The sequence below is a fragment of the Emticicia soli genome (assembly GCF_037860775.1).
Lineage (GTDB): Bacteria > Bacteroidota > Bacteroidia > Cytophagales > Spirosomataceae > Emticicia > Emticicia soli.
In genome coordinates, this window is sequence record NZ_JBBEWC010000001.1 from 151,119 (window position 1) to 164,101 (window position 12,983).

Annotated in this window: 9 protein-coding genes; 3 read left to right on the forward strand and 6 right to left on the reverse strand. The window is 40.5% G+C overall.

The window, feature by feature from the left end; translation table 11 throughout:
* Positions 1-27 precede the first annotated feature (27 nt).
* The 5 genes from WAE64_RS00720 to WAE64_RS00740 form a co-directional block, all read right to left on the reverse strand.
* Complete coding sequence (locus WAE64_RS00720) at positions 28-1,194, reverse strand: mandelate racemase/muconate lactonizing enzyme family protein (protein ID WP_340233329.1); 1,167 nt, start codon at positions 1,192-1,194, stop codon at positions 28-30.
* A gap of 100 nt (positions 1,195-1,294) precedes the next feature.
* Positions 1,295-2,179: a sugar phosphate isomerase/epimerase family protein gene (locus tag WAE64_RS00725; protein ID WP_340233331.1), complete on the reverse strand. Its 885-nt coding sequence runs from the start codon at positions 2,177-2,179 to the stop codon at positions 1,295-1,297.
* A gap of 244 nt (positions 2,180-2,423) precedes the next feature.
* The gene (locus tag WAE64_RS00730; RefSeq protein ID WP_340233334.1) at positions 2,424-5,378 is read right to left on the reverse strand and encodes a serine hydrolase domain-containing protein; all 2,955 of its coding nucleotides are present in this window, start codon (positions 5,376-5,378) and stop codon (positions 2,424-2,426) included.
* Positions 5,379-5,597: 219 nt separating this feature from the next.
* Positions 5,598-6,656, reverse strand: coding sequence for a 2Fe-2S iron-sulfur cluster-binding protein (locus WAE64_RS00735; RefSeq protein WP_340233336.1), 1,059 nt, complete (start codon positions 6,654-6,656; stop codon positions 5,598-5,600).
* 118 nt (positions 6,657-6,774) lie between these two features.
* Positions 6,775-9,219: a T9SS type A sorting domain-containing protein gene (locus tag WAE64_RS00740; protein ID WP_340233338.1), complete on the reverse strand. Its 2,445-nt coding sequence runs from the start codon at positions 9,217-9,219 to the stop codon at positions 6,775-6,777.
* 354 nt (positions 9,220-9,573) lie between these two features.
* On the opposite strand from WAE64_RS00740, the gene rplM reads away from it, so the two are divergent.
* The 3 genes from rplM (at position 9,574) to rpsB (ending at position 11,433) form a co-directional block, all read left to right on the forward strand.
* Positions 9,574-10,017, forward strand: coding sequence for a 50S ribosomal protein L13 (gene rplM, locus WAE64_RS00745; protein ID WP_340233340.1), 444 nt, complete (start codon positions 9,574-9,576; stop codon positions 10,015-10,017).
* Between the two features lie 58 nt (positions 10,018-10,075).
* Complete coding sequence (gene rpsI, locus WAE64_RS00750; protein ID WP_101724513.1) at positions 10,076-10,462, forward strand: 30S ribosomal protein S9; 387 nt, start codon at positions 10,076-10,078, stop codon at positions 10,460-10,462.
* A gap of 155 nt (positions 10,463-10,617) precedes the next feature.
* Positions 10,618-11,433 (forward strand): 30S ribosomal protein S2, encoded by an 816-nt coding sequence (rpsB, locus tag WAE64_RS00755; RefSeq protein ID WP_340233352.1) that lies wholly within the window; start codon positions 10,618-10,620, stop codon positions 11,431-11,433.
* A 78-nt stretch (positions 11,434-11,511) separates the two neighbouring features.
* Here rpsB and WAE64_RS00760 read toward each other — a convergent pair whose 3' ends face one another.
* The gene (locus WAE64_RS00760; RefSeq protein ID WP_340233354.1) at positions 11,512-12,837 is read right to left on the reverse strand and encodes a sensor histidine kinase; all 1,326 of its coding nucleotides are present in this window, start codon (positions 12,835-12,837) and stop codon (positions 11,512-11,514) included.
* Between the last annotated feature and the right edge of the window lie 146 nt (positions 12,838-12,983).

A 12,983-nucleotide genomic window follows, 5' to 3' on the forward strand; every position in this document is an offset into this window, starting at 1 on the left:
CATAGCGGCTTTAGAGTGGTTGAATACTTAAATTGTTTGTTTAAATTCTTTTACAAAATCCCAGTTTGGTGTAAGACCTAAACCCGGCGCAGTAGGCACTTCAATCATGCCATCAACGGCTTGAATTTGCTCATTCACTAAGTCGTACATCATTGGGTTTCCGCCTGACGAAAACTCAATGATAGTAGCCGCAGGTGCTGCAAAAGCTACGTTTACCCCAGCCATAAACGAGAACGCCGAACCCCAGCAATGTGGAGCCAACTCTAGCTGATAAGTATGTGCCAAGTGTGCTACTCGCATAGCTTCTGTAATACCACCAATAATGGCAGAGTCTGGCTGAACAACGTCTAATGCACGCACTTCTATTAAATCACGCACATCAAAGGCTGTGTATTCGCTTTCGCCGGCTGCAATCGGAATCGATGTTGAAGCTTTTACCTCAGCAGTTCCGTGGCGGTTATCTGGGCTGATAGGTTCTTCAAACCAATACAAATTACAATCTTCTACACCACGGCAAAACTGCTTAGCCTCAGGTACGCTGAAAGTACCGTGTGCATCGGTCATCAATTTAATATTTTCGCCCAAGGCTTCTCTTGCTGCTCTTACACGGCGGATACTCTCCTGCACGGTTTCGTCCATTACACCCACACGCATTTTCACACCCTGAAAACCCTTAGAAACATAGCCTAACAATTGCTCGCCTATTTTATCGGTTCCGGCCCAGCCACCACTGGCATAAGCAGGCATTTTTTCACGGCAAGCACCACCTAGTAATTCAACAACAGGCACACCTAAGGCTTTGCCTTTTAAGTCCCAAAGAGCAGTATCAACCCCACTCATAGCCGAAATGGTTAAGCCTCTACGGCCAAGAATCGGGAATTTACGGCCTCTTTTTAAAGCATAGTGGTCTCGTGTTCCGTTATAAATATGTTCCCATATACGGGTAATCTGGTGGGCATCTTTACCTATTAGTAAAGGTTTTATTTCGTTTTCAATACAACTTACAATAGATGCACATACACCCGATGAACCTACGGCTGCTTTTGCTTCGCCGAATCCCTGTAATCCTGTATCGGTTGTAATAACCACAAGGGTCATGTCAAAGTCTGTAAGCAGACCATAATCAGAAAAATGCTGTTTTTCTTTAGGTATAGGGCAACGCAGCCAGAAGGCTTCAACATTAGTAATTTTCATTCAAAAAGAGATTAAATAGGTTGGTGGTAGGTATAACCCGTACCATTTAGGTTAACTTTGATTATAGGGCAAACCGGAAGTTTGCCCCACATATTTAGTATCAGATAAGCGGTCTCAGGGTTTCGATAGACCTTCTTGTAAGCATTGAATAAAACTCTTCTGTTACTGAAGAGCTACCGTGGTCTTCCAGAAACTTCTTCTGCTCAGGGCTTAGCCCTTCAGGCATTAGTTCAATCGAGTTTGGATACGGGTTTGCAGGTGTTCTGTCTAGTGGAGCGCAGAATTCTACTGATAATACTTTGTCGTATTCTATTTCACGCAGGGTCTCAATAATTTTAGGCCAGTTGATAGTACCCATTCCCGGCGCCATACGGTTGCTATCGGCAACGTGGAAACCAACCAAACGGCCTTTTGCACGGCGAATAGCATCGTAAGTGTTATCTTCTTCAATATTCATGTGGAAAGTATCTAAACATACGCCACATTTAGGGCCTACAGCTTCGGCAAGTGCTAGTGCCTGGTCGCCTCTATTGATAAAATAAGTTTCAAAACGGTTAATTGGCTCAATGCCTAATAATATCCCTACGCTTTCGGCATATTCATATATTTGTTTCATACCTTCTACGGCCCACTCCCACTCTTCTTCCGGTCTGCCATCGGGTATGATTTTACCTACTGTACCCGGTACAACCGATACCATCTGGCCGTCGAGTTCTTTTACCATTGTTACTACATCTTTGATGTATTGTACCGATTTTGCTCTTTGAGTTTTGTCTTTGGCAAGCAGGTTTCTGTCTTCCAGCATTAGGGTTACTGAGCCCCAACATGTCAGTCCATTGTCTTTTAGTAGTTTGCTTATTTTTTTTGTATCATACGCTTCTGGGGTGCCTTGAATCTCCAGTTTGTCATATCCAAGTCCGGCAATTCGTTTAATAGTAGTCTCTATGGATTCGGCCCGCATCCAGTTGTGAATTGAAATTTCCATCTTAAAGGTTATAAGTGTTGAATATATGAATGTGCATCTGGGTAAAATGCTATAGGGCAAAAATAACAGTAATTGTTTATTTTCTTTGATTTTTCAAAGATATTATTTGTTCTTTCTTATGTAGGCAAAACAACATAATAAGCCTCTATAAATACTATCGTAAATCGATTTAGTACCTCTGTTGACTGTAGTTTTTTATTAAGCAAAAATATGAAGGGAGAAAAAAGTGCTTGGCGTAGAAAACTTATTGCACAATAATAGATTCGTTGATTATCTCATGAATCCTTTTTCGGATGCGTAGGGTGTTGATTTTGTTATTGGTAGAAAGTGGATAAACTCTATTTGAAAGGAAAATAAAAATAAGTTCACGGTCGGGGTCAACCCAAACGACAGTTCCGGTAAAACCAGAGTGCCCATAAGTATTAGCTGAGGCTGTTGATCCTATAATGGGGCTATCGCCCGAATTGGGTTTGTCCCAACCTAGCCCTCTGTGGCTTTTTTGGGTATAGTTTTTAGCAAAATGCCTCACGGTTTCAGGAAACAGGAAATTACGCCCTCCATAAAAACCATTCTGCAGATTCATCTGAAAGAGTTTTACTAAATCAGAAGCATTGCTGAATAAACCTGCATGGCCTGCTACCCCGCCCAGCAATGCGGCATTAGGGTCGTGGACAGTTCCTTGTATCTGCGAAGCCCTGAAAATTGCTTCGTTTTCGGTAGGTGCAATGTTGTTTTTCGGAAATCGCTGCAAGGGGTTATAAAGCGTAGCGGTCATCCCCAATGGCTCATAGAGGTTCTGTTCCAGAAACTCGTCTAAAGGTTGGTTGGTAATGCGCTCTACCAGTTTTTGAAGAATCAGCAAGCCTAAATCGCTGTATGTATAGCGATAGCCCCCGAGTCTATCGTAGATATTCAAGAGTTTCGACTGCATCACCCATCGCCAAACAGAGTCTCTTATGGCCGGTTTGATGAATAAATTACTCGCAACCTGTAAGTTTGGTGGCACTTGCAGGCTATCATAAACGGTGCTATAATAGTTATTGCTCAATGAGTTTCCGGTTTTGGTTTTCTCCCAGAAAGGCACAAAAGCAACCAAACCTGCCTGATGCATAAGAATATCTGAAACCAGCATATTTTCTTTATTAGTACCTTTCATTTCGGGCAGATACTTAGAGATTTTCTCGTTCATATCTATTTCGCCCCTTTCATTCAGCATCATTACTCCTTGCAAGGTTGCCGAGACCTTTGTCATAGAAGCTATATCGTATAAAGTCTGGTCGTTTACGGGTTCGTAAACACCATAGCGAAGTGTACCAAAACTACGGTTATAAACTATTTTGCCCTGGCGAGCTACTAAAACCTGACAGCCCGGAAAAGCCCTGTTATCGATGCCTTGTTTTACAACTTGCTCTATTTCGTCTAGTTTCTGGCTGTTCATGCCTACACTTTCGGCATTACCAAACGATACTCTACCTAGTTTTGGGGTCTGAATACCGTTACCAACTTTTAAATCATTAGCTACCGACACAGGCAGGCGGCCTTTAGCAGGTAAGGCTCCGAACAATACCTGAGGTACTATTTTATGCGAGATTGGGTCGTCTTCGTAGCCACACACCAGATTTCTGGAATTACCATATAATTTAAGCCCATAAGGGTTACCAAAGGCACACACAACCACATTGGTTCGCTGGCTTAGTTGATTAATAAAAGTTACAGTTGCCGGAGACACGCCGTAGTTTCGTTCGCCTTTGCTGTTCATGCCATGTACACTTACTACTACTACCTTGTATTTAGCGGCTTCGTCGAGCACCCAGGCCACATCTTTTTCGGTGCTTGGTTTAAAAGGTACCGTAAAGTGTTTGAAATTGGCATATTGGCTCAGGGTTTTCTGAAAAACATTTTCGTATTCAGAACTGATGGCTACCGATGCAAAGGTTAGAGTATCAAGGTGAGTAAAAGGCAAAAGATTGTTTTCGTTACGGGCAATAGTAACGGCTTGTTCAAATAATTCGGCTTTGAGGTCAAGCGATTTCTTGCTGTTTAAATCACTACTCAACCCTGCCATTTCAATGGGTTTATAATTATTTAAACCTGCCCAATATTTGGCTTTCAGTATTTTCTTTACACGCATATTCAGAATATCCATCTGAATCTGTCCTGACTCTACAGCTTGTTTTATTCTTTTAAACGCTGCCGGCAAATTACCCGATTGCAGAAGAATATCGTTTCCGGCCATAAAAGCCAGCAACTCAGGCTCGCCGGGTTGTAAACCCTGCGTAATGCCTCGCATATTTAGCGCATCGGTTACAGTTAAGCCCTTGAAACCCATCTGATTTTTAATGATCTGTGTTACAATTTTCTCAGAGATTGAGGTAGGCGTAGTACCACGAGGCTCTAAGGCAGGCACAAACAAATGGCCTGTCATAACTGTACCTACGCTATCGGCAATTAAACGGCGGAACGGATACAGTTCAACCTCGTTTAGCCTTTGTAAAGTATGATTTACCACAGGGAGTGTATGGTGCGAATCCTGGTCGGTATCGCCATGCCCCGGAAAATGCTTGGCACTACCCAGAATATTGTATTTTTTCATGCCTCGCACATAAGCAATCCCTTTTTCGGCCACATTTATCTGTGATTCACCGAATGACCGATAATTGATAATCGGATTATCGGGATTAGTGTTGACATCGACAGAAGGGGCAAAATTGATATGGATGCCCATACGCTTACATTGGCGGCCGATTTCTTCTCCGAATTTTTCGACATAGCTATTATCCTGTATAGCACCTAATGTAATCTGCTTTGGAAAATCGATAGTGCTATCAAGGCGCATACCAAGCCCCCATTCGGCATCCATGCCAATTAATAGCGGAATGCGAGAGATTTGCTGATAACGATTGGTAAGCTTTGCCTGACGATGCGGCCCGCCCTGAAAAAAGATAAGCCCACCCAAATGATAGGTGGCTATGTTATTTTCAACCTGTTGATAGTATTTCTCGGTACGGTTCGAAAAAGTAGCAATCATAAACAACTGACCTACTTTTTGGTCAACCGACATAGTAGCAAGCAGGCTGTCGGCCCACTTGTCTTGTAATGTCTGATAATGTGAAGGTTTCGGGGATAAAATAAACGAACTAAAAACTGTAAACAAGCTCAAAGCAAAAGCCCCTAAAATAATGATCTTCCTAACAAGCACGATTCCTGAAATTTTTAACAATTAACGCCAAACAGAGGCTTTTATTTTTGATTAAGAAGCTGTTTAGAGTTTTATGCTATTATTTAAAAATCAGGAGGTTTTGAGCAAGCCAAAACAACACATTTTTAAATGAAAGTAATAATTCTAAAGAGCTTACATAGTAAAGGTAGGGCTTGATTTGAAAAGCTGATATTCGTATAGGTTTATTTTAATTTTTTTTTAATCAATTTCAACCACTACTCCTTCTGTGAGCGGGTGTGCCACACAAGTGAGTATATACCCCTGTTTTATTTCCTTTTCGGTTAAGCCTTCTTCCTCGTCCATTTTCACTTTACCTGATAAACACTTACCCAAGCAAGCGGTACACATACCCGCCTGGCAAGAGTATGGTAAGTCGATATCTAAATCGAGTGCTGCTTCAAGAATACTCTCATGCGGTTTCACTTCAAACTCATATTCTTCGCCATCGTAGATGAGTTTTATCATCTGGGCTTTTAACGAATTATCGTTTTCTTCTACATGAATTTCGTCAAGCATTGGCGCATGGAAATTCTCACGATGAATCTGCTCTTTTTTTACATCATATATATTCAGCCCTTTTATTACATCTTCCATCATGCCAACCGGGCCGCATAGATAAAAACTATCTTTTGCAAAATCAGTGAAAGAGTCTTTCATAAAGCGGATACTGATACCTTGGCTGATGCGCCCAACCTGCCCTACCCAATAATCAGAAGGGCGAGAAATAATATGATGCACTATGAAACGCCCACGATAAGCATATTCCATTTCTTCAATCTTGTCTTTAAAAATAATGCTTGCCTCGCTGCGGTTGCCATATACAAGTGTGATTCTCGATTCAGGCTCCATTTTCAGTAGAGATTTGGCAATAGACATCATAGGCGTAATGCCGCTTCCGGCAGCAAAAAGCACAAGGTGACGAGTTTTTTCGGGGTCTGGTTCAAAAACAAAATTACCCATTGGCTCTACTATCTCCAGAAAATCGCCAACCTTAACTCTATCGTTGAGATAATTTGACACCATGCCACCTTGCACACGTTTTACAGTAATACCAATAGAAGTATCGGTATGAGGCGAGGTAGACATAGAATAACTCCTGCGCTCCTTTTTGCCATTAATCGGCACTATTACTGTAATAAATTGTCCTGCCTTATATTTTATCTGCTCACTTAATGGGTGCCAGAAATAAATTGTTACACAATCGGGAGTTTCGGTTACAACTTCTTTTACCTGAAGAAAGTATGTTCTTAATGCCATTTCAATTTATTGGGTGAAGGGCGGCCGCTGCTGCGGTAATTGCATGATTTAGTGATTAAACTTTAAATGTCATTACTTTAATCACTAAATCACTCATTCGCTAAATCACTAAATTCTTTTAATTTTCTACAATTATTTTTTTGATTACTTCTTGCTTTGCTGTATTTACTTTAATGAGATAGCGCCCTTTGGTAAAATGACGAATATCTATCAATTCTTGCTGGAATCCGCCGATAGCTTTAATCTTGCGCTCGCCTACTACGGCACCACGCATATCAATCAACGAAATATCAACCATATTGTTTGCTAGTGCATAAAACTCTACTATTACTTCATGGCTTGTCGGGTTCGGAAATGTGCGGATATTTACTTCTTTTTCTACACCCAATACATTATTTATTAACACAGTAGTTTCAGCTTTTCCGGTACAGTTATTAGCATCTGTAACTAATACGCTATATACGCCGCCCATTGTCAGAGCTGCATTCAGAATAGTAGGGTTCTGCTCGCTTGAAGTAAAAGAGTCCGGGCCTGTCCATGCATATTTTGTTCCGCCCGAACTGCTTAACTTAATAGATTCGCCTATATAGAAAGGACCAGTGTTGCCAGCCGTAGCCGTTACCTTAGTTACTTGTAAAGCTACCTCGTTAGATGCCTCACTATTTTTACAGCCCAATACACTGCAAACCGCTGTAAAAGTAGCCGCATTTTCAAGCGCTATTGATAATCTTCTGCCTTCTTCATTATTCGACCACTTTACAGTTCCGGCGTCACAACCTGTGGCAGATAGGTTAAATACCTCTCCGGCACAATTCGATAATTTATCGGCCGTAATCACAGGTGCTCCGGCTTCGTCTATTACTATATCTATTGTATTACTCTCAACTGCAGGCGAAGAAGAAACTATTTTTATTTTATACGTTCCTTTTTCTAAAGTCTGTGGAGTTCTTACGGTAATTGTTGTTCTGCTATCTTGGCCGATTTCGGTAGCATTGGCAAAGCTACCATCTTTGTCCGACAACAGAACCTTGAAAGTATTGTTGAAACTAAAAGCAGAACCGCCCAAAATAAATCTAGTTGCAAACGACTGTCCGGCGCAGAATTTATTAGCCTCAAGAGGCGGTACTACAATTACAGGCGACTCATCAAGACCGAAACGCCCTGTTTCGGTAATGTAATTGGTGTATAAGTCAACGGTGTAGCCTATCCCATCGCTTTCTTCTTTATTTGCACCCCAATATACAATCACACCACCTTTTGGGTAAGGAATCACACGTGGGCCGCTGTAATAAGTAAAGTCTTTAATAGAAACACCGTCAGTACCAAAGCGTTTTTGACCAATGTTATCAAAGTGTTGCACGGTTAGGTCATAACCTACTGTTTTTGGTGCAAGCCAAAGGGTATAAACACCGTCTTTTCCGTCAGGCTCTAGTTTATTTGGTAATACATAAGGTTTATCAGAACGAGGAGAAAACACATCGGCATCCCAAAGCATGGTTCCGGTTGAGGTAATTTTTGCGATTTTGAAGGGCTGTGTCTGGCTAGCGGTTTCAACCCATGTTGCAATACCGCCGCCATCGCTTGTTGGTACAATCTGTATATCAAAAGTACGGTCGCTACCCAGGTTAATTCCGTTAGCTCCCCATAGTGCTTTCCCATTTATATCTACTTTATGGCCAAAAACAAATTTGCGACCATCATCAACCGACAAGGTTCTGCCTATTACGGCGTTTCCGTCGTTGTCTACTTTAAATAGGTCGATACGAGAATTACCCGCTACCGGATTCTGATAAACCGCAATAGGGCTTGGTAAGATAGGCGTATTATCAGCATTGAAAGTCTGGAAAAGATAGTCGGCCTGATTGTCTTTAATCATTGCTAAAAAACGTTTGTTTTTAGCATCATATATTACCTTATCTTCTATTCGGTTGTTTTCAAATAGTTTCTTTTCGTCTTCAACAGTATTTCCATCAAAGTCAACCTTTTTAGTATATACAGTATTAATACCGGTAGCTCCTACAAATTGATTGAATAAAACCAAAAGTTGATTGTTGCCGAGATTCACAATGTCAAACACATCGTCATAGGGTTCGACTGTCCATAACTCCATATCTGTCAATTTTTTACCACCTTCGGCCCACAAAACCTTGCCATCTTTAGAAACATGCTGTGCGTAAAACTGTCGATGCCCCGTATTATTGACATCGGGCAAAAGATGCCAGCCTACAAAAGCGCCCCCCTGCCCATCGGGCCGTATTACTCTCTGGCTATAAAGTACATCGTAGTTGCCTAATACATTGCCTATTCTGAGGCCATCTTTTTGCCATTGCGCTACGCCACGGCTATCAAATTTCTGTACGTAGAGTTCTACTACTCCTGTTCTGTAGTCAGACCAAACATAATAGCTGTTTGCGTCTTCGTCTGTTGCATAAAGCTGCGCCGATTGGAAATTAATAGCAGTCGATACCGGAACGGGTGTCTGGTCGTTCAGTTTCCATTGTGCCATACTGGTCTGTAAAAAGCCCAGAAACATGGCAAGGCTAAAAAGTTTTTTGAATCTCATTGTTATTCATGGGAGGTTATAAACAACTCTAAACTATCTCACAAAATTAGCTTCTTCTTATCAGAAGAACTAATTTTCAATGGTTTAGCAGAAAATAAAATAGAAATAATTGCTTTTTCTTAAAGAAATCTATAATTTTGCAGCCCCAAAATACATCCCTCGTAGCGTAGCCCGTTAGTTCGAGGGGCACTGTCAATTTTGAGAAGCAACTGTTTCCGGAGCTGCTATGTGTTGTTTCAACACCTCAAAAATTCGCGAAAAAGAGTCATAACGCGTTCATCTAAGCTTTTGGGGGCAAGGGTAAAAGCAGTTATGGCACAAGCTTTTTTCAAACACATATTAATTTTTAAAATTGTGAAACATTTAAGTTACAAAACGATTTCCGCAAATAACGGAACGGTTAATAAAGAATGGGTGGTTGTAGATGCTACCGATAAAGTTTTGGGTCGTTTGTGCAGCCAGATTGCGAATATCATTCGTGGTAAAAACAAAACAAACTATACTCCTCATGTGGATTGTGGCGATAACGTAATTGTTATCAATGCTGAGAAAATCCGCTTGACCGGAAAGAAAATGACTGACAAAGTTTATACACGCCATACTGGCCACCCTGGTGGACAACGTTTTGCTACTCCTCGTGAGTTATTGGCAAAAGATGGTCGTCGTGTAGTTGAGTATGCTGTAAAAGGTATGCTTCCAAAAGGACGTTTAGGCCGTCGTTTATACACAAACCTTTATGTATACGAAGGACCAAACCACCCACATGCAGCACAAACGCCAAAAACGATTGAACTGTAATTGATCAAACGGGTAATAATTTATAAAATTTAGAAATTTTCAAAAATCCTATATAATAATGCAAGTTATCAACGCAGTAGGTAGAAGAAAAACAGCCGTTGCCCGCATCTATATGAAGCAGGGAAATGGAGCAGTTACTGTGAATGGTCGTGAATTAAAGGAGTATTTTCCTTCTGAGATTCTTCAAATCGTGTTAAACCAACCATTTACTGCTGTAAATGCAACTGGCCAATACGATTTAAAAGTAAATGTACAAGGTGGTGGTATTGCCGGACAAGCAGAAGCAGTGCGTATGGCAATTGCTCGTGCTTTGTGTGAAGCAAACACTGAGAACCGTCCTGCATTGAAAAAAGAAGGATTCTTAACTCGTGACTCTCGTATGGTTGAACGTAAAAAATACGGTCGCCGTAAAGCTCGTAAGAGATTCCAATTCTCGAAACGTTAATATTTTTTACGAATTACAAGTGCTTGTTTCAGACTTTTTCTGTCGGGTACCTGTAATTCGTAAATTTTGTTTTGTCCAGACAGCACTTAAAGTGATGCCGACGTGCTGTGCTGCGTATTTCATTTTTTTCTAACACTTTTTACATTTTATCAAAAATGGCACAATTACAGTACAAAGACCTTTTAGATGCAGGTGTACACTTTGGTCACCTTACTCGTAAATGGGATCCGAAAATGGCTCCATATATTTTCATGGAGAAAAACGGTATCCACATCATCGACCTTAACAAAACTTTAGCTTGTTTAGAAGAAGCTCAACAAGTTGTAAAAGGAATTGTTCGTTCTGGTCGTAAAATCATGTTTGTTGCTACCAAAAAACAAGCACAGGAAATTGTAGCAGAAGAAGCTAAACGCTTAAAGATGCCTTTCGTAACTGAGCGTTGGTTAGGTGGTATGCTAACAAACTTTGCAACTATCAAGAAATCTTTGAAAAAATTGCAAAATGTTGAGCGTATGTTGAAAGACGAAGCTACAGCTAGCAATTTAGCAAAACGTGAGCGCTTAATGCTTGACCGTGAGCGTATCAAATTAGAAAGATTATTGGGTGGTGTTGCTGATTTATCGAGACTTCCTGCCGCTTTGTTTGTTGTTGACGTAAAACGTGAGCACCTTGCAGTAGCAGAAGCGCATCGCTTAGGTATTCCGGTAATCGCAATGTGCGATACTAACTCAAACCCGGAAGCAGTTGAGTATCCAATCCCGGCTAATGATGATGCTTACAAATCTGTTGCTTTAGTAACCCTAGCATTAGGAAAAGCAATTGAAGAAGGTATCATGGAGCGTAAAATGGATAAAGATAACGCCGCTATTCAAGAAGAAGAAGATGCTAAACGTGCAGTAGACACAGCTCCAGCAGCTGCAGTTGAAGAAGCACCTGTTGCTCCGGCAGCAAGTGAAGAAACAGAAGCATAATTTTTCTTTGTTTTCATAAAAAAACAGCCCGAAGTCAGTGATTTCGGGCTATTTTTTGGCTCAATTAAAAGATTCACATCAGAATATTATTAAAAACTTGCTCCCTTCGCCAACTTTAGATGATACTTTCAGGTTTCCGCCATGCATTTGCATAATCTGGCGAGAGAGACTCAAGCCAATACCAGAGCCGGTCTTTTTGGTGGTATAAAAAGGGATAAATATCTTTTCGAGTGCCTCAGGCTCAATTCCACTTCCATTATCGGCAATCTCTATAATTTTCTGCTCGTCGAGTTCGTAAGTGCTAATCTTTATTTGCGGATTCAATCTGTTTTCGACCGATTCTGCTGCATTCTTAATAATGTTTATTAAAACCATAGCAATTTGTTCGGTATCAGCCATCAATTCAAAATCTTCTTTGAAATTGGTCTTTAATTCAACTTCTTTTTCTTTTAACTGTGGCTGAACCAGGTTTAATACCTGGCTTATTACTTCTTTCGAGTTTGTCTCTACAAACTTAGGTTTAGGAATACTCGTAAATTCACGGTAAGCATTCACAAAGTTCATAATTCCCTTACTTCTGTTTTCAATCGTGAAGAGTGCTTCTTTCAAATCGCTTACTGTTTCTTGTATATCTTCCTTTTCTGAAAGGTCTAATTCTATGATTTCACGCATGGTACTTGCCAGTGAGACAATCGGCGTTACTGAGTTCATAATCTCATGGCGCAATACTTTTGTTAGATTCTGCCATGCTTCTAATTCTTTCTGCTGTAGCTCCGCCTGAATATTCTGCAAAGAGATTAGTTTAATAACCCGCCCACGCAAACTTACAGTAGCTGCATTAATTGAAATCTGTTTTTCGTTTGAAGTCTGATATAAAGCTTTGCTGCCCGAGGGAATGTTTTCAAGTATGTCATACAAAGGTGCATGAGCCGTTTTAGCCAGTTCGTTTATATTTCGTAAGCGGTAGATGTTCAAGATTCGGAAAGCGGCATTATTGATTAGCTCGATATTACCCGATGAATCGTAAGATAAAAGCCCAACGTTTACGTGCTGCACAATGGTATTGATATAGTGTAGGTTTGCTTCTTTTTCTGCACGAGCCTGGCGGAATGCTTCTAATACCCCATTAAATTGCTGATTTACCTCTTCAAAGCTTTTACCAAGTTTATTATCAGACCGAAACTTTACTGTAAAATCAGAATACCTTACTGACTCAAAAAAACGAGCAAGTTTACGATTGATGGAAGTAGTATAATTAAAAATCCAGAAGAAGATAAGCGCACCCAGAATACCAAACAAGCCTACGGCCGACCATTGGTCTTGTAAGAAAAAATACACTAGCCCCATCAGGACTATACTCAGAATACCCACACGCCAGAGGATACCAATTGCAAAATGCCTCATGAATTTTAATTGCTTATTAGCCTTAAATTAAACTGTAATAGCCGAATTAATCCTTTTTAAAATATTCCTATCTAAAATAAAACCCTGATTTGAAAAATCACGTGATATTACAAAAGAAATTTTATCAAATTTCGTTAAATACTCGG